At 41.9% G+C, this 18,478-nt stretch carries 17 protein-coding genes and 2 tRNA genes; 6 read left to right on the top strand and 13 right to left on the bottom strand.

What is annotated here, in order from left to right:
* Positions 1 to 82 precede the first annotated feature (82 nt).
* On the top strand, positions 83 to 427 hold the full coding sequence (locus tag NFR62_RS07945; RefSeq protein ID WP_251617165.1) for a helix-turn-helix domain-containing protein: 345 nt from the start codon (positions 83 to 85) through the stop codon (positions 425 to 427).
* A gap of 205 nt (positions 428 to 632) precedes the next feature.
* On the opposite strand, the gene NFR62_RS07940 is transcribed toward NFR62_RS07945, so the two are convergent.
* The 3 genes from NFR62_RS07940 to NFR62_RS07930 all read right to left on the bottom strand — a co-directional run bounded on the left by NFR62_RS07940 (position 633) and on the right by NFR62_RS07930 (position 3,388).
* Positions 633 to 920 (bottom strand): hypothetical protein, encoded by a 288-nt coding sequence (locus NFR62_RS07940; RefSeq protein ID WP_251617162.1) that lies wholly within the window; start codon positions 918 to 920, stop codon positions 633 to 635.
* A gap of 263 nt (positions 921 to 1,183) precedes the next feature.
* A complete protein-coding gene (locus NFR62_RS07935) occupies positions 1,184 to 3,034 on the bottom strand; it encodes an ABC transporter ATP-binding protein (protein WP_251617161.1) in 1,851 nt (616 codons plus the stop codon).
* Between the two features lie 265 nt (positions 3,035 to 3,299).
* Positions 3,300 to 3,388 (bottom strand) — tRNA-Ser (locus NFR62_RS07930).
* 364 nt (positions 3,389 to 3,752) lie between these two features.
* Here NFR62_RS07930 and NFR62_RS07925 point away from each other — a divergent pair.
* The 5 genes from NFR62_RS07925 to NFR62_RS07905 all read left to right on the top strand — a co-directional run bounded on the left by NFR62_RS07925 (position 3,753) and on the right by NFR62_RS07905 (position 8,273).
* A tRNA-Arg gene (locus tag NFR62_RS07925) sits at positions 3,753 to 3,828 on the top strand.
* A gap of 232 nt (positions 3,829 to 4,060) precedes the next feature.
* Positions 4,061 to 5,404, top strand: a complete 1,344-nt coding sequence (locus NFR62_RS07920) for a helix-turn-helix domain-containing protein (RefSeq protein WP_251617159.1) — start codon at positions 4,061 to 4,063, stop codon at positions 5,402 to 5,404.
* Positions 5,404 to 6,534, top strand: a complete 1,131-nt coding sequence (locus tag NFR62_RS07915) for a helix-turn-helix domain-containing protein (RefSeq protein WP_251617157.1) — start codon at positions 5,404 to 5,406, stop codon at positions 6,532 to 6,534. Before NFR62_RS07920 ends, NFR62_RS07915 begins: the two co-directional genes overlap by 1 nt.
* A 36-nt stretch (positions 6,535 to 6,570) precedes the next feature.
* A complete protein-coding gene (locus NFR62_RS07910; protein WP_251617155.1) occupies positions 6,571 to 7,719 on the top strand; it encodes a phosphomethylpyrimidine synthase ThiC in 1,149 nt (382 codons plus the stop codon).
* The gene (locus NFR62_RS07905; RefSeq protein WP_251617154.1) at positions 7,716 to 8,273 is read left to right on the top strand and encodes a hypothetical protein; all 558 of its coding nucleotides are present in this window, start codon (positions 7,716 to 7,718) and stop codon (positions 8,271 to 8,273) included. The genes NFR62_RS07910 and NFR62_RS07905 overlap by 4 nt, the downstream gene beginning before the upstream one ends.
* Positions 8,274 to 8,335: 62 nt before the next feature.
* Here the strand turns inward: NFR62_RS07905 and NFR62_RS07900 are convergent, their stop codons facing one another.
* The 10 genes from NFR62_RS07900 to NFR62_RS07855 all read right to left on the bottom strand — a co-directional run bounded on the left by NFR62_RS07900 (position 8,336) and on the right by NFR62_RS07855 (position 18,444).
* Positions 8,336 to 9,712, bottom strand: a complete 1,377-nt coding sequence (locus NFR62_RS07900) for a 3'-5' exonuclease (protein WP_251617152.1) — start codon at positions 9,710 to 9,712, stop codon at positions 8,336 to 8,338.
* Positions 9,713 to 9,897: 185 nt separating this feature from the next.
* Positions 9,898 to 10,500 (bottom strand): hypothetical protein, encoded by a 603-nt coding sequence (locus tag NFR62_RS07895; protein WP_251617150.1) that lies wholly within the window; start codon positions 10,498 to 10,500, stop codon positions 9,898 to 9,900.
* Positions 10,501 to 10,514: 14 nt separating this feature from the next.
* Positions 10,515 to 11,933, bottom strand: a complete 1,419-nt coding sequence (locus tag NFR62_RS07890; protein WP_251617147.1) for a tyrosine-type recombinase/integrase — start codon at positions 11,931 to 11,933, stop codon at positions 10,515 to 10,517.
* A 311-nt stretch (positions 11,934 to 12,244) separates the two neighbouring features.
* Positions 12,245 to 12,529 carry a hypothetical protein gene (locus NFR62_RS07885; RefSeq protein WP_251617145.1) on the bottom strand — a complete coding sequence of 95 codons (285 nt, stop codon included), beginning with the start codon at positions 12,527 to 12,529 and terminating at the stop codon, positions 12,245 to 12,247.
* Between the two features lie 127 nt (positions 12,530 to 12,656).
* The gene (mobL, locus tag NFR62_RS07880; protein ID WP_251617143.1) at positions 12,657 to 13,829 is read right to left on the bottom strand and encodes a relaxase MobL; all 1,173 of its coding nucleotides are present in this window, start codon (positions 13,827 to 13,829) and stop codon (positions 12,657 to 12,659) included.
* 237 nt (positions 13,830 to 14,066) lie between these two features.
* A complete protein-coding gene (locus NFR62_RS07875; protein WP_251617141.1) occupies positions 14,067 to 14,729 on the bottom strand; it encodes a DUF6291 domain-containing protein in 663 nt (220 codons plus the stop codon).
* Positions 14,730 to 15,030: 301 nt separating this feature from the next.
* A complete protein-coding gene (locus NFR62_RS07870; RefSeq protein ID WP_251617139.1) occupies positions 15,031 to 15,486 on the bottom strand; it encodes a ribonuclease III domain-containing protein in 456 nt (151 codons plus the stop codon).
* Between the two features lie 116 nt (positions 15,487 to 15,602).
* Positions 15,603 to 15,914: a hypothetical protein gene (locus tag NFR62_RS07865; RefSeq protein ID WP_251617137.1), complete on the bottom strand. Its 312-nt coding sequence runs from the start codon at positions 15,912 to 15,914 to the stop codon at positions 15,603 to 15,605.
* Complete coding sequence (locus NFR62_RS07860) at positions 15,911 to 17,017, bottom strand: hypothetical protein (protein ID WP_251617135.1); 1,107 nt, start codon at positions 17,015 to 17,017, stop codon at positions 15,911 to 15,913. The genes NFR62_RS07865 and NFR62_RS07860 overlap by 4 nt, the downstream gene beginning before the upstream one ends.
* On the bottom strand, positions 17,014 to 18,444 hold the full coding sequence (locus NFR62_RS07855; protein ID WP_251617133.1) for an RNA-binding domain-containing protein: 1,431 nt from the start codon (positions 18,442 to 18,444) through the stop codon (positions 17,014 to 17,016). Before NFR62_RS07855 ends, NFR62_RS07860 begins: the two co-directional genes overlap by 4 nt.
* Between the last annotated feature and the right edge of the window lie 34 nt (positions 18,445 to 18,478).

Raw genomic sequence — 18,478 nt, 5'->3', positions numbered from 1 at the left:
GGTTTACGTCACCCGCATGTTTTTGTTTGATTTTTCCATTATAATATAAGAAAACACTTGAAAAAGAGTATAATGAAAACGAATGGCAGTTCAATCGAAAAACAACGATAAAATCGACAATCGTTTATACAAAGAAAAAATAAACTATTATCTTACTAAAAGAAAATGGTCTATATTCGAACTTTCGCAACAAGCGGATATATCAGCCGCAACAATATACGAGTGGTATCACAATAAAAAGCGCCCCTCATTAACTAATATAACAAAAATATGCGAAGCGTTTAATATTACTTTGGCGCAGTTTTTTTCCGAAACTTCCGGCGAACACGTTGCCGCTAATCTTTCGGAATTGCTTAAGCTTTGTAAAGATTTAAACTACGAAGAAGTTGACACTATTTTGCAAATCGTAAAACACATAAATAAATAGTTGTTTCGGCTATCAAAAAAGAATTATATTATTGTTGAATATAAAAAGGAATAGCAATAATACAACTTATAAAAAGCCATAAAAGGCGCAGCCTTTTTCGTTGCGGGGTGGGGTTTTAAAAGGGGCGGGACACAATCGAAAAGTGTCCCGCCCCTTTTATCGTTTTCGCCGAAGCCTTTTGCGACCAAAAGGCTGGTGTTTGTTTTTATCCCCTCCAACTCGTCCGCTTGTATTTTATATCGTTCTCCGCGCACATTTTTTCAAACTCGCGCAAATTAAATTCTTTACCGAACTCGGCAACAAGCATTTTTTCGAGCGTGCCTTTATGCTTTTGTTTTAATAGCCTTCTCAGTTTTTTCGCCTCATCGCAATTTAAGGCATATCTTAATTCATAGTCGGAGCCGCCGAACTCAGAAACGTTATAATCCACAATTTCAAGAATAACCGTTCCGTCGTTGTTTTCGGTTACCATAAGTCCGCTTGTTTCAAGCATTAGGCTGTTCTCCTAAAAAAACTCCGCATAAAATGCGAAACGGCCGATTGTTACAATCGACCGCACCGCTATATGATAAGGGGGAAAATGATGAGCTATTTAATGTAATCGCGGTTTCGTTCGGCAACGTTTTCGTTGCTCAACCTTGATTACACCCTTATTATATTATATAAACAAAAATTCGTCAAGCATTTTTACGCGGTTTTTTAAAAATTTTTTTATTTTTTTCAAAAAATTTTTTTCGCCTTTTAAAATCCCGTATTTTATGCCAAAGCGGCAGCCGCCTCGCGGTAGCTTATGTCGTTAAGATTTTTCAATTCGTAAAACTTTCCGCGCTTTTCCATAAGCTCGTCGTAAGTTCCGATTTCCACAGCCTCGCCGTTTTCCATAACCACTATACGGTCGGCGTCGCGTATGGTGGAAAGCCTGTGCGCAACTATAAACGTGGTGCGGCCTTTAATAAGGCTTGAAATCGCCTTTTGAACATGATATTCCGAAATATTGTCGAGCGCCGAAGTCGCTTCGTCGAGAATAAGTATTCGCGGATTGCGAATAAGCGCTCGGGCGATTGTTATGCGCTGTTTTTGCCCGCCCGACAGTCTGCCGCCGTGCTCGCCTATTTGAGTGTCTATTCCCGCAGGAAAATCCTTAATAAATTCCTCTATGTTGGCAAGCTCTACAACTTTTTTGAGTTCCTCTTCGGTGTAACCGTCTAAGCCGTAAGTAATATTGTCGCGGATTGTGCCGGCGAACAGTATGCTGTTTTGCGGAACAACCGAAATAAAATGACGGTATTCGCACAAATTCACTTCGCCGAGCGATTTGCCGTCTACCGAAAGGGTTCCCGCTTCGGGTTTTAAAAAACCTATAATCATATTCATAAGGGTGCTTTTGCCCGAACCCGAACCGCCCACAACGGCTATGCACTCGCCCGCTTTAACGTGCAAGCTGAAATCTTTCACAACGTGATTGTCGGAATCGGGATAGCGGTAGCTGACGTGATTAAAATCCACCTCGCCCACAATTTCGGGAATGTTTTTGCCTATGTGCGTTTCCTCTATGTCGGCGGCGTTCATAATTTCGGATATTGAATGCACCGATTCCGCGCCCTGCACCATTTGCGGCATAATGTTTATGAGCGTAAGCACGTTGCCGTTTATCGAGGCGAAAAGCGATTGATACAACACTATATCGCCAACCGCGATTTTGTTCCCAAAAGCAAGATACGCGCAAAACATTAGGCAAACTCCGCTCAACAGGTTTGAGAGCACCCAAGCCACCGAGCCGAAATAAGCGTTGGTCATATCGAGCGAACCGCCCGTTTTACGCAAACGTTTGATTTCCGTTTGAAAGTCGTTGTATTCTTTGTCTTCCAAACCGTGCGCTTTGGTTACGGTGAGCATCTCGAGCATTGTGCTGAGTTTGTTTGCAACCGCCTCGCTGTCTTTGCGCAGAGTGCGCGAATTTTTGCGCATTTTCTTTCGAAACAGCAGCGCGAGCAAAACGTTAACGGGGATAACCACCACAAAAAACAACGTCATGATTCCGCTTTTGTAAAGAGAAATTCCAACCGAAATCAAAACGCCGAAAACGGCGGGAAGCAACACGTCGTTCATGTGCGAAACGAGCATATCCACGTTTTCCACGTCGCGCAAAAACTTAGACTGCACCTTGCCCGTTTCCATTTCTTTATGGAAAGTAATAGACAGTCTTTGTAGCTTGCGCACAACGGCGCTGCGGGTGTTGGCGCTGTTGTCGCGAAACATTTTAGAACAGATTTTCGCCCACAGCATGTGCATGGGAATATTCTGCACCATCATAACGGTGAAAACGGCGGCGTTAATCGCAACGCTCCGTATCACGGCGTCGCGCGTTATAATTCCGCCTATGTATCGCGTTATGGTGTTTATAATGTTAGACGTAACAATGGGAGTAATCCACAGCGGCGACGCCTTAATTATGTAAATTATCGAGCTTAAAAGAATAGCCCAAAAATTCTTTTTGAGCATTCTCCCGAAGAAACGGCTTTTCTTCTTTCCCCTAACCTCTTTCTCTTGGAAAAGATACTCGTATTCGTTAACGTCGTCGTGAGAACGGTGCTTTTTCTTTTTCATATCAGACTTCGGCTTTGCGCCGACTCCCGTTTTTTATGTTGTGGATTATAGCATATAAAAACGGCAAAGGCAACCGTTTTAACGCAAGTTTTTAATTAAATTTTTTACCGCAAATATCGCCCGTACTTTATCAAATATTTGAGCCCCGCCGCCCCAAAAATTGACAATAAAAAGTTTATCCACACATTTTCATTTAGTAAAAACCTAACATAATAACAAAACGAAAATATGAAAAAAGGACGCGTCATGCGTCCTTTTGCAGTGTTGGCAGAGAGGGTGGGATTCGAACCCACGAGCGATTTCTCGCTACCTGATTTCGAGTCAGGGCCGTTATGACCACTTCGATACCTCTCCATAGCTGTATTATTGTATCACAATAGAATTGTTTTGGCAAGCGTTTACGAAAATGTTTTTCTTTTGATTGAGCTTAAATACAACGCATGTATTTTGCGCGGGTTACTTGACTATTTTTCGGCAACGTGATACAATACTTTGGCAGAGTGAAAGAAAACTTTGCGATTAAAAAATGTGTCCGTAGCGCAACCGGATAGAGTAACAGCCTCCGACTTTCAACGGCTACGCGGGCATTTTCCGAAAAAATTACTATATATTGTGGGTGTGGGTAATTCTTTCGGAAACAAAACCACAATGCATAAAAAAATTACACCCAAAATTACACCCTACCACATAGCTTACAAGCTCTCCGCGAAAATAATCTGCGCCTGTAGTCTAATTGGATAAAACGTCGCCCTCCGACGGCGATGTTCCGAGTTCGAGCCTCGGCAGACGCACCAGCAAAAATAGCTCAAACCAACTTTTAGTTAGTGTTTGAGCTATTTTTATTTGTTTACTTTGCGATGTCACCATAAAAAAGTCTTAATATCCTTGAAATTTGTATGGGTTTATGTTACAATTATACCAATGCTTAACAAATGAACATATTTAGTAATTAGATATTAGAAACAAGACGTAGCTATTTCTTTTCCGATATGCTAAAATTAAGGTATAAATTCGGGAGGTGCGATTATGGACAAGAAAAAAGTAGGCAAGTTCTTAAAAGAACTAAGAACGGAAAAGGGATTGACGCAGACGGAGTTTTCGTTGCAATTCAGCAAATTCTGCGGCATAGATGCATACGGCGGCTTTTCATGTGCGGCTATAAGCAAGTGGGAGCGTGGCGAGACACTCCCCGACCTTTATAACTTAAGAGATATCGCCAAATATTACGGCGTTACCGTAGACGAAATATTGGAAGGCGGTCGTCATACTCCCGTCGATTTCAACGAGCTGTATTTCGGAGAACACAACTGCAAGGAAAGAAAGCGCAGCTCTATTTTGTCGGATATCAGCCCTTTGCTGCCGTCCGAACGGCTATCAACGTGTGAAGAATTTTGGCGTGAGAGTGATGTCGATCTTCTTAAAATTCAAATGCATGCAGAAGAGCGTTATCGCTATCTGTTGCTTGCTTTAGCGCGCAACAACATATCGCGTACTGATGAGGATGAATTCGATTATTTATGCTTATCGTATTTTAAGCAGTACTACTGTTTCGAGAAAGGAAAACAAACGATAAAGTCTTTCAATGTCGATAGTCTCAAATACGTGAAAATCGATATGAAAAAATTAGCCGGTTCCCTTACGTCTTGTTCGGACGAAGAATTGCTTTTCGAAATCAATCGGCGTTGTTGCGTATGTAATTTTATGCCGATGGTATCGGTTTCGGACATGGGTGCCATTTGCAATAGATTCAGAGATCTTCACCGCACAACTGTTGAGTTGAACAATCTTTTCGATTTGAGACCTATATACTTCGACTTCGTAAAATCGCTTTTGCCTTGGGACAAAGATGAACTTTTAACGATAACGCTCGATTGTATTTGTCATGACGAAGACGATGACTTCGATTATAGCGAAGACTTGGTAAAAGAGTTTATTAAGTCGCTTATCGACTGCGGCGCAACCGTTAATCATGCAATAAACTATAAGCGCGTTTTAAAGAATAAAAAACGATATATAGCACGGGAGCTTGCGGAGTTATATCAAACATACTGTGCTCCCACGATAGTTTACGACGTGTCGCAAAAACGATATGTAGAAGTGGAGCATTGTTCCCCAGATTTCGGATTTCCTATTTTTACTGCCGAACATCAAAGGGAATACGCCGAGCTGGAAGATCGTTTGCTTGCGGGCGAAAACGAGTTGGAGCCGTACTGTCGGATAGTTCGTAATAGAAGCATATACGATATTACGTACCGTGAATATGTGAACGGACGCAATAAGCAGAGTACAGAGGATTTATATGAAAATATAGACGAAATGAGCGTTGAAGAAATAAAGAACAAATATTTTATGGCGGAGGGGACAATCTAATGAATTCGTTTATAAAATGCATAACCGAAACGTATAACGTATCGCAAAAAGAGCTTGCCGCTATGCTGGGTATCACTTCCGCGGCAATCAGTCAATGGCAAGGTGCGGGGAGCATAAGTATAGAAATACTTTATAAACTGTCGCGTTTGTTGCAGACGTCCATAGATGACCTTTTATCCGGGATATTGCCCGACGACGCGTCGGCAGAAAAGCAGCGAAATGAATTCGAATGGTTGCGGAAATTCAAAATCGATGCGGCGGTAGCCATGCGCGACAATCAAGCCGTAAAATTTTTCAACACTTATAAAAAGTTAAAATCCCGCTTTTTCGAACTGATGTACAGGCGCGTGGTTGGCAAACTGAACGACACATGGCGTGACGAATTCGGCTATTTGTCTACATTCTATACGTTCAACGCCGACACCTTAAAAGAATATAACGGAGAGACCGATTTCCTCGACTTTTTATCACGCAACGGCAGAGACAAAAAAGCTATCATTTGGGAACTCGAACAATCATATAAATGCTGTTTGAAAGTACCGTGGAAAGCCTGTTTCGAAACTGGAGATCCGAAGGTGTATCTTTCCGCATATGGTTGTCTGAATTCGACAGACAAGGACGAGATCGTAACGGCGTTTCGGTACATGAATTTCAGGTGGCTCCCCTGCGAATTGCGCAAGCAACAAGGACGTAATTTACCCGAATATCTTCAAAATACGGTATTTGAAATGATAAATTGCGGCGGACAGGTGCGTTATAATGTGGGGCACGATTTCAGCAAGCGTTACGGAACGCAACAAAAAGAAAGCGAAAATAAATTACAGCTGGTTTCCATCCCCGTTATTCATGTGGAAAATACAGATAACGTAAGCGTATTGCGCGTCCTCGATAAATGGAACGAGGCGGAAGAGAGTCTTTCTGCCGTAAATAAAAACATTGCGCGCATAAAAGCGACTTGTGAGCGAGCGGTGCATTACGATGAATACATGAAAACGATCGATTCGGAGGAAATGAGTCGAATCAAAAACGCGTATCTCGCCGAAAAAGAAGAAACGGCAATTCATAATCCGCTTAAATATTGGGAAATGGTTAAAAACAATCAAGTTTGGGTAGCTGTATCGCTCAATTAACGGAGATATATTTTACAGCTAAGGTCGGAGATAAAAATGCAGCTTGTAATCGGAAATATAAACAGACATGAAAAAATAGTTACAGATAACGGAGAATACCCCAAAATATTGGCAAGTATAGGGGCGAGCAACGAAGGCGACAGCCTTGAACCCGAGATCGCAAAAGCGAAGACAGCCAAAGAGTATGGTGCGGATATAGTGATAGACCACACTTTACTTCCAATATATAACGACATACATAAAAAGCTTATCGACAGCGTTGATTTGCCGTTATCGACAATAGCGGTATACGACAGAGCTGCCGACGTATTGTATAACGATAAACCGTATTTTTCCGAAGACGATGTATTGAAAGGGATAGAAGAAAAAGGAAAAATAGGCGTCGATATGATCACGGTTCACGCGAGTGCTTTGAAAGAAGATTTGAGATATTTCAAAGGCAGTGACAGAATAATACCGTGTACCAGTCGCGGCGGAACGATGGTATTTAAGAATATAAACGCAACGGGGAAAGATAATTTTTACTTTACGTACTTTGACGAAATTTTGAAAATAGCAAAGCGATATAATATCACGCTGAGTTTGGGTTGTGTTTTCAGACCGGCAAGTATCCACGACGCTGTCTATAATAATCGGAAATATTGGGATGAACTCGAAAGGAACGCTCTGTTGGCTCAACGGGCAATAGATGCTGGCGTGGGAATCATGGTCGAAGGCATAGGGCATTGCTCAATAAATTTAATCCCGGAAATTGTAAGAAAATCCATTGAGCTCGTTAAAGTCCCCTATCGCGTATTGACCGTAGCTACGGACAGCGGACTCGGTTATGACCACGTATCATCTTCCATTGCGGTTTCTTCCGCCGTACATGCGGGTGCAGATTTCGTTACGGCGGTTTCGCGATCCGAGCATCTGGGATTGCCAAGCGCGGAAGACGTTAAAGAAGCAGTAATTGCCGCTAAAATTGCCGCCCATGCAGGATATATCGCTCGGACAGAAGATATATCGCTTGATGAAAAGATGGCAACAGCGCGCAGTGTAGTCGGTTGTAAAGGCTCTATAGACTGTTCAATTGTTCCGAAAATGACAGCGGAAGAGTTGTATAAGCATAAAGTACAAAATGGCAAAAAGTGCACTATGTGCGGGGAGTTTTGTGCATTGAAAAGCGGAGATGATCTAAAATGATATATAACCCAAGGACGAAAGAGGAAAGTCGAGAATTGATTAAAAAATTGGGGCTGAACACCGTCCCCGAAATTTTTGTCAACAAAAATCGTCTCAACAAAATACGGAACTTTTTCCAAGAAAACAGATCCGAGCTATATGTTATACGCCATTCAAATAAGACGAATGCACATTATGCATACGTAAAAAGCTATGAGGAATATTTGAACGTTAAAGGCGACTTTTCAAACGATATAATAGTCGCAGTTTCCGTAAACGCATATAAAAATAAGATTATCTTGGGGGCAATTCAAGTCGAGAATGATTTAATCCGAATTTGCGCTACGACTGATGAAAAGCTGGATCACCGAACGATGTATAACGGAAGTGCGGAATTCAACTTTGAAACGGATCTTTGCGATAAAAGGCTGAATAAAATTCCACAGATAGATTTTTTATTGCTCTATATCCGAAAACACAATCTTTACGGTCTCACTATCGAGTTTACAATATACGATAAGCCCGTAGGCTGTAATAAGGAAACGATATTGATCAACGAACTTAGAAATTATTGAAGCTTAGACAAAAAGAGCTATTGCAAAGACCTTGTAATAGCTCTTTTTTGTTCCGCACACAATCAGCGAATTGCTTCCGCTAAAACAGGCAGCACAAGTCGTTCCGAAAACAAATTGTTATCAAATGCATGCTCGGTCGGAATATAGGTTTTATCTCCGCTTATAAGCGTGTCGTTCAATCCTTTATGTGCGTTTGGTTCTTTCAATAAGTTGGCATATTCCTTTGCCAATAAGTACTTTATATTTTCGGAGTAACGTAAATCCTCTACCCGAATTTTCGGAAAAGCTTTATCTTTATATCCGAATTTCATTTTAGCCATTAAAAGCAGAGATTTATTTGCCGTTTCCACCGTGTGAACATTTTTTATAACTCGTTTCAAATCAACAACCGTGTCTTTCGTATATCCGATAGCATTCTTCAAATAATTGCCGCTTAGCGGTATCTTAAAGTCAAACTCCAAAAAATCCTTTTTAAACGTTGCATAAACCTCATAAGACGTAAGCGAATAAAAAATATGCTTTATTCTCATATCGGAAAGACGATACCCTTCCCTGTGGAAAAAATCCTTGCTGTTGTTTCTGCTTTTTGCAACATTCCACATTTTGTTTACTTTGTACACGGCTCTCTTTTTTGCAGTCTCGTAGGCATAAGCGGGCAATACGCTGTTTCCCCTTTGGTCTCCCTTTTTAGGGTGTCTCGGCGCAAAAAAGCGGTCAACGGCATAGTCGTAATACAAATGAACGGTTTCGCTTTTATAACCTGCGCCGTTCTCATAATTACATTGAGCTTTTATTGCGATAATAGGAACGTCAAAATTGCAACTGAAGTATTCGTTCCCTTTTTTCGCAACGCCGGCAAGTTTTCCGTAAACGCAACGCAAAGAATTAGATACCAATTCCTCGTTTTCCAAAATGTTGATGTTTTCTTTTCTCGCAATGGCAAGCAAAGCCTCAAACACATCTTTGGTCATACAGGCATCGTCTAAACTTCTGTGCCACCGATAGTCGCACTTGTTTTTGCAAAGACGATCATACAAACTTTTCAGATTTTTGGGCATATCGGCTTCCAACAACAAATCGGCTATAGCTTTCGTATCCAGATAGTCGAAGTCGATCGGCTCAAAGTGGAAACGGTCACATTCGTCAAACAGGTATTGCACGTCATTATCGGTTCCATGTCCCACGATGACTGTGTCTTTGGCTCCCAACAAACCCTTTATTTTATGATAAAAAGCCTTGAATCCCTCTTTATCTTTCGTCGCATCTTGTTTCCATTGCCAATTGTTTGCCGTTTCCGTCTCTTCCTGCGGATTGATAAAAATATCCTCTTTGGTTATTTCATTAAACCGCTCATCGGTTATAACATAACCGAAAGATACAATCCTCGGATTTATGCTTTCCGCCATGATTGTTTCGATGTCAAAAAATAAATAGTTCATTTGTTTCTCTCCTTTTGTATTTGTTGCTAATATTTTAACATGGATATTTCAATGCGTAAACACCTCGCCTCTTATAACATATACTTAACGCTTATAAAAGTTAAGTAAAAGTAAAATATTTTTTTCAAATAGCGGTAAATTACAGCGGGCAGAAGATTCTGCCCGCTGTAAGCTTTTATTGTGACTTATATGCGCCCTAATTGCCTGTAAACTTCCAATTCAAGTTGGTCGTAATTAATAATCCAACGGTGGCCGTTTTTTATTTTGAATACATTGTCCGACTTCAATGCGTTTTCTACGATATTCATAGTTACGGGCAAATATGGATGTGCTTTCTTGAAACCACGTACCGTTTCGTCATGCCACCGTAAATGTGGCATATTGGCACGGCAATCTATTCCGCGAGGATTTAGCCGATACATTAGTTCATCGCTGTCTATAAGCCAATGACCGAGCGAGGATACGAAATACCACGTGCCTTGCTCTTTAATAAACAACCGCAAATTCAGCTTACGGATCATCGTGTCGGGATCTTGCGCTTTGAATGTCCGCCATATCTCGCCGCTCTTTTGAATATTTCGTTTAGCCAGTGGAGTGTAGGACTTGTCCCGAAACACTTTGCCGTTCAAATATCCGTATAGCTCATCGATATTCACTACCCAAGCGTCACCGTATTTGAGTGGCGTTATTTTTTCTTCCCGTAGTAGCTTTGTAATAAAAAACCGCGAAACCACCGTGTCGGGATCGGCTTGTTTCATATCTTTCAGGACAGTATCTATCTTACGCAATCTCGGGATGTACATCACCCCTCCTGCATGGCACGCGGAACAAAAATATCTTCTATTGCCGTTGCCGCCGCCTCGTCGCTCGTTCTGATGAAATGGGAATAGATATCACTCGTGGTGCTTACGCGCGAATGCCCTGCTCTGCCCGCAACCGTCGTCAAGGGCACACCCGCCGCAATCTGTAAAGTTATATTCGTATGGCGTAGACTGTGAAGAGTAACGTCGGGCAAGTTCGCTTTTTTGAGCATCTTCTTTAACCAGAAGTGTATCGTGCTCGGATTGATAGGTTTGCCGGATTCCTGCACAAACAATCTATCCGAGTTTTCCCATTTATCGCCCCAATTCTCACGCTGTGTGTCGTACCAACCCTTGTATTCTCTGAGTTGTTCGGTAAGAAGTTCGGAAATAGTTATTCTGCGAATGGAGCCTTCCGTTTTCGGCTCTTTGGTGTAAATGCTTCTCGTAGTTTTGCTGTAGCAACCCGTGCGGTTCACGCTAAGCGTATGAAGAACAAAATCGATATCTTTCCATTCCAACCCCGCAAGTTCGCCGCGCCGAAGTCCCGTCATAAGTGCAAGCATAATTGCCGTCTTGGCGCGAATATCATCGTACTCCATAATCACACCGAATAACTCTTTAGCTTGCTGGTCGTCAAGATATTTGATATTGCGCTTGGGTTTCCTGCCGTAGGAAACGTAATCTGCCGACGCAAAATTATCTTCCACCAACCTCTGCCGCTTTGCCATAGCAAAGATGCACCGTGTAGCGCGCTTTACTCTTGCGATAGTTGCCGCCGCATAGGGACGCACCGTCTTTTCAATCTTAAAGATTTTATTTATATCCACACGCAATACTTTTGCCATACAGCTTGCATATTCCATGCTGACCGATTTCCCGCCTATTAAGTGTACGAGAGAACAGGTATTCAATTTGTACTGGGTGCGGAATTTGTTATACGATATACCGCTACGTTCAAGCACTTCCTTAAATGCAGGCTTCGCCGTTACAGTGTAAGTGGTATATCTTTCGCTGTCTAACTTATCGAAAAAGTCCTGAATGATATACGGCGTGACTTCGCGTATTTTATATCCGCCGATATAACGATTCATCCACGCCACAGCGCCAACGCCTATTTCATAATACCCCACGGAAAAGTCGTGCTGCACACGCTCAAGCCACTTTTCCGCCATTTCCGCCACCGTTACGTTATAATCGGGAATATCCGGCAGGCTGCTCGTAAACATGCGTTTAATATCTTCCTCGAACTTTTCCGCCACTCGCGCACATTCTCGCTCGGCTTGCTTTTCCGTCATGGGATATTCGGGACGCCACGACATAGTTTTCGTAACCGTCTTGTTTTGACTGCGGTCTTTTACCTTTACCTGAATATCGTAAGTAAAACCGTTTTTCGTTTCTCTCTTTCTGAATGTTGCCATATCCCCTCCTTAGTTCATATTGAGTTCGTTTAGTAAATCATCGAAGTTGAGAATGTATCTCGAGCCCGAGCGGAAGTGATGTACCATGTCGCCATCCAATAACTTACGGATGAAGTTGTACGTTACCGCCGTTTCGGGATCTTGCTTTCTAATAAGCGCAAGTGCTTCGTTGATAGTTCTCATTCTTGCTAATTTGTTTGTAGTAGTTGTTTCCAATTTAATTCTCCAAAATAATTTTTGGAGTTCGGGATTTCTCCGCTTTTCTTTTTTGTAAAGACCCGCTACTTAGTCGCGGTAGAAAATTCACCGCGCTAATCTTTCTTTTTGAATTGCTCAAGCTCGCTTGGAAAGAAGTCATCATATCCGTCCATTATCTTCGCAAGGGGTAAATCATGCTCGGCGGCTTCGTCTAATAACGCCTTATATCCCGCCTCGATTAACTGTACCTTTGTGTAGCCATATCTTTTCAAAAACTCGTTTATCTGTTCGGCTTTCTCTCTCGGTACGCTCGTTCCCCATACCATGCACTTGGCTTTGCGTTCCTCTTTATGACGTTCTTCGTAACGCTTGTCCTTAATCGCTCTTGTCTTTTCCATGTCAATTCCTCCGAAAATATTTACGTCGTATGCATACGACTTTGTATATTTTTATTATATCGTGAGGCAAGGAAAGAGTCAAGCAAATTTATGATGTTAATACGACTTCTGCTTAATTTTTTACATTCTATTTCCCCCAATTCCACTTAGAATTTATCTTGGTGTTTTCAGCTGTCTGCTCCTGCAAACGCTGTTCTTCGATTTCCTTCTCGATCTCCTGTAAACAGTGGGAGAAGTCGCGTTCCAACAGTTCGCTTTGTTCTCCGAAAGAAGAGAAGAGTTTGCTCATTGTGCGCCCCAAAACGCGGGTACGAATTCCTGCGCGGCGCTTCAAGACTTTATCGTTTACTTTTCCACGCGTGGTGCGCCTCGGCGTATAAGCACGTATTGTTCGCACTGCACTTAAAACAATATTCCCCTGTCGTCGTATATAGTCATCCTTTATATCGTCCAAGACACTGTCCGCTTGTACTTTCTGCTTCAAGCCTTCTAATTCTTCGTGGAACTTCAAGTCGGCTTTTCGCGCCGGTTTGCTCGTCTGCAACAGCAAGTTTACAATCTTGTCTATGCGTGGACGAAACGGCTCCATATCCTTGTGTCCGTAAAAGATTTTCGCCCCGACAGGCAAATCCTTTGCAAGCTCCGTAATCTCACATTTCGTTTCCTTTTCGCAGAATCGCTCGAAGCCGTGCGTTACGGACAATTCCTTTAACTGCCGAAGTGCCTCATCACGGGAATGGTAAATATGTTCGTCTGCCAAAAACAAGTTTAACCGCTCGTGCATTTTGTCTATCACCGCTTGCGGAATCTTGCCCTTATGTCGGTACTCGGTTTCCTTTTTACGGTACTTCTGTTTAGGCTCTTTTTCCCAAAACTCGAAGTGAATGTGCAAGTGCTTCGGTCTGTCTAAATGCAAGGCACATATCAGGTCGATATTCTTCGGATCGAAACCCATATCGCGGAAAAAAGAATCGAACGTGCGCTTTATCAAGTGAATACACTTTTCGGGGCTGTCGATCTTATGAGAATTTTCCTCGTCCACCGAAATAAAGCCGTGCCACAAATTCTTTTCGCCCATCTGCGCTCGGACTTTCATTTGTTCCAATTCTTCCGCCGATATCATACCGTTTTTGTTGAAGATACCCGTGCTTTTTCGGAAGTAGTCAAGTGCGGTAAACTTGCCTGCACGTTTGCTTTCGGTAGCTATGTACTTCAAATGATTTTCTTCGCCAGATAAGTCGTAAAACGCTCTATCCGATTGATGCTTTGCAATATCGTTTTGGGTTGCATTTTTCGGCAATCTGTATGGCGTGTATCGAATGTTAAAAACTATCGGTTGATTTGCTATAATTTGTTTCTCCCGTAAGTTAAATTTCGTTTGTGTGGACTATTGTAGAGGGCGGGTTTCCCGCCTCGTATTCGGCTACGCCCGAATGAGCGTTTTGCATCAAAAAATGCAAAACCTTTATCCTGCCTACCTAAAACCACGTTTTAATACCACGATTTTGGGTATTTGCTTCCCCATAGAACGAACTGATTATTGCACGTTATTCGCACGTTTGTAATCCTCGAATGCGCGGTACATATTGCGCCCTTCTTGCGGCGGATTTGCCTTGAAATATGCATACACGTGTGCTAAGTCAATTCCTTTCAAATACTCGTCCCTGTTGAAGATATCGCCCGATAAACGAAAGTCTGCTTTTATCTTTTCGAGCGTAACAGAGGGAGTATGCTTGTTTGTTTTGCCGCCGATTGCGCCGACTTTCTTTCTCGTTCTCGCAAGAAACAATTTCCGTTTGGCAAGTTCAAAGTATGCGTCAACGGGCGGTTTCAATTTCCGTTCCGTGCCGTCAAACATATAGTCGCAAATCGCTTTCACATACTGTCCGCATTCCGTTTCCGTCATCAATTTGATAGCCTTATAGTATGTATCGAGAAAAGTGAAGTGACGCATTTTACGGTTGAGCGTTTTCGGAATTCTGCCGCTTAATTCGCACTGCTTGTCCTCGTAGAGCACGTCAACAATATTGCTCCAAAAGTAGTTTTCCTTGTCATCCTGCGGCTCGGTGATAGGCTCGTCCGTAAACATATACTTGCAGATATTTTGTATTAACCTGCCAGCCGTACCGTCGTCTGACTGCCTGATTAAATCCCAATACAAGTCGTAAAAAGTAAAGTGTGTAAGTTGTTTTTGTTCCATTGTTCCTCCATAAAATTTTATTTGTCGCAAGCATTTTGAGACCGCTTACAAGTCCTTTCAGTAGTGCATACGCATCACCTCCTTTGTCTTAAATTTGAAAGGTTTTATCAACAAGTCCCTTCACTAAACATATAGAATGGAATTGTACAGAATTTTGTCATAATGCTTTTTTGTTTGTCCGTAATAAATCCTTCCAATTGGTAGACGGCTTCACTCGCAAGTACAGAAAAATGACATAAAAAAGGACGGTTGCCATACTTCGGCAAACGCCCTTAATGTGAGTATTCAATTGTAAATTAATTCAAAGTTTTGTCCAGCTTTCTACAAGTCCACTAATCTCTTGAAAGTCTTCATTTTTCTGATATATCGCACCCAACACCGCCTCAACGGTAGTAGCAATATACTTTGTATTTTCGTTTTCAAACGCTTCGTAACATTGTGGTATTTTATTGTTACTTCTATCAAAATTCATATAATCCAAAAGCTGATAATGCTTTGCGACGGTTTCGATTAAAAACTTATCTGTTTCATATTGTTTCTTTTCTTCGGTCAGTTGTGTGCATTTATCCAACAAAAGAGAGCATAATGCAAATTTCAATAAAGCATCTCCATAAGTTGCCAACTCGAAATTGGTTTCCTTCGGCTCAATTTCACAATGATGCTCTCGTTTATAAACTTCTCCGTAAGACTTACAAGTCAACGCGCGGCATTCGGGATTGCATTTATTTTGTTCTAGATATCTTTCAAAAGCATCCATTATTCTCTTTCGCAACCTTCGCCGATACGCACGACTTTCTTCCAATATGTACACCAACAAGTCCACATATCATTTGTCCTTTGACAATACGGACAATTACCGCAACTATAATTCATTTACAACTCCTTCGCCCAAATAAGCATATCTATCGGAAAAGTATTTTTATCGTCATTTATATTGATAATGATAAATTCCAAATTTTCATAGCCCTTTACGTTTGTAAAAATTCCGCCCTGATAGGTGCGGTTTCTTTTTGAATCGGGGAACGTATCGGTTTCAAGCAAATTACCCTTAAACAATATATCAATTCTAATATTTTTGTATTCTTTATGCTTCTTGCAGTCGATATAGCCAAGTCGTTTTAATTCTTCCGTTATAGTCTTTTGTTCGGTTACTTGCACGATTGTAGTTAATTCTGCTTTTGTCATTCCTCATCTCCGAAATCTTTCCGCAAGCGGCATTTTCCGTCGGCGGCGTCTCTTGCTTCCAAACTTGCCGCAAGAGAGGTTATCAGCTTCTTCTGAATATAATCCGCGCTTCCTCGATTGATAACGTGTTCTTCCGCATACTTACGCAAGGATTTCCCTTCGTAAAAACGCTCTTTGAAATAGTCGCAAAACTCTTTCAAAGTTGTTTTCAAACAACTGTTTATAAACAGTAAATCTTCTTTCAACGCAAAAAAGTCGTCTTTATTTCTTACACCTACGAGCTTTCTCGTCTTTTGGCAAAGCTCGTAAGTGCGCAAATCTATCGCGTAATACGTACACAAATCTTTGGCGTAATCGGTATATGTAGTTGCCGTTCTACGATATCGGATTTTATCCTCTTTTTTTACTTTGCGAATGGGAGTGCGGTAGCCGTCGTTTTCCAACATTTCGCAAGTAAGCTCTCCGGCTTTCTCGCGCTTTGTGTCGCGAAAATACTTTTTAATTTGTTTTCCGTTATAATCGACTTTCGAGCAAAATGCTTCCATGGTAAGTGTAAAGTAGCCGTTAGCCTTTCCGTCATCATACCTGCAAATTACAACTTCTCGCCGCGTTTCCAAATCGCGAACAACATCCACAACGTAAAACGGCATACCGTCATAGCGCTTGTAATAACCCGCAAAAATTCGACGCTTAGGGCGCGGTTGTTCTTCCCCGTCCACAAAAACAGCAATGGAAGAAGCATGAAGTAGAACGTCCGAATAATATCCGTCGTCCGTTTTTAGTTCCACATACATTTCGTCGTAATAATCGTTTTTTCCGTTTGCCCTATGACATTTCCGTTCTGTGAAATATGCAATGTAGTAGGCAGTATAAGTGCCGCCGTTTACGAAATCTTTCGGATTCGGTTCCTTATAAGCGCATACGCCTTCATCGACAGCACAATATTCCCCGCCGAGCGCACCCGTGTTGTATTTGATAGAAAAGTCTTCGTCGCTTCCCAAAAATCTGACAACTTGTCCTTTCTCGTTTGTGAACGTAACGCTTCTGCCTTCCACAACCACGACAACTTTTTTGTCTTGTATCGGCTTATAAAAATTTCTCATTTGAGAACTTTCCAAAAGCCGGTTTTATCCGAGCCGACACGTTCGATATAGCCTTTTTCTTTCAGCTCGGCTATTCTACGACGCACCGTTGCAAGTGATTTGCCGAATTTTTGCGACAATTCTTCACGCGTAATATCGGCGCTTTTACGAATTGCCGAAAGTATTTTTTCAGCATCCTCACTCAATTTTACAGGGTCACTTACAGGGTCACTTACAGGGTCACTTACAGTGCCATTTGTGTCATCAAAATAATTTTCGTCTTGCGTACCCACTTTAACGTTGGGAAGAGTTACAACAAAGAAATTATCTGTCGTTTCAATAGTAGGTTTGGCGGGATATTTGTCGTAAGCGGATATAATCTTTTTCAGCCCCGTAGCGTAGTTTTCGATAAAGTTGAACTTACTGAGCACATACACCAAGTTGGGATTGCGAAAAGACTGCCTGCCACCGAGTACTTCTTCCATAGTTGTATGATATAACGCACCGGGCGAGCCAACTACAACTTTATCGGGGAAAAATTCAATCTTAATGTCGGAAGGAAAGGAAGCGTCAAAATGGCAAAATGCATTAACTACTGCTTCGCGCAAGGAAGGATCGGGATAACTTTTAACTTCCGTTCTCGCCGCGTCGCTACCAATCACACGAGCGCTTATCTCATTATAGATATTGGTATATTCAAGCACTTGCTCCAAAACCGCCACCCAAGACCCCTCAAACTCTTTTTTGACGGCAAAATCATACATCTTGTTTCGATACACGGCGAATTTCACCATGTGTCTATTCTCGTCACTCAACAGATAGGCAAGGTTGTTGAACTTGCCGTTGCTATCAATCATACGGAGCGTAGTAAACTTATCTTCCGAAAATTCAACGCCTCTGCTTTCGGCAACTATTGCAAGAAACTTAAAATGCAAATTCTGAACCGGCGAGACCATTTCTTCCCACAAGATATGATTTAGTTCGTTCCATAATCTGCGCTCTGTTTCAGGATACTTGCGCAAATCCTGACGGTAACTTCCGATACGAATATACTCTTTACCCGCAAACGCTGTCGGTTGCTTATCCGCCGCAGGAATTTCTATCAATACAAGTTTTTTGAGCGCCGAATAGTTTATCTCATAGAAGTTAAATCCGATTCTCGGCTCCACCAAACGGTTAAGCCAATTTTCCAAATCTTCGTTGCCTTGTTTTTGCTTACGATAATCAAAAGTAGTACCAACCACTTCGTGCGTTTTATCGTCCACGCCGAAAATGAGATAGGCGTTGGGGCGTCCCCATAAAGCCGCACCGTTAGACAGCGCGGAAATATATTCTCCTATATCTTGTGGAGAAGCGTAGTTTTCCTTAAACTCTAACCATTCCGTCTCGACAGAATTTTCGTTCCGCAGAACGTCTATTAGTTCAATTAATGTTTTGTTCGCGTGCATAAACACCTCTCCATTATTATTTTAAACTGATTTT

It is taken from the genome of Pumilibacter muris, assembly GCF_943193045.1.
Taxonomy (GTDB): domain Bacteria; phylum Bacillota; class Clostridia; order Christensenellales; family Pumilibacteraceae; genus Pumilibacter; species Pumilibacter muris.
Note: the sequence above shows the minus strand (reverse complement) of the source record. Positions and strands in the feature narration are given on the sequence as shown.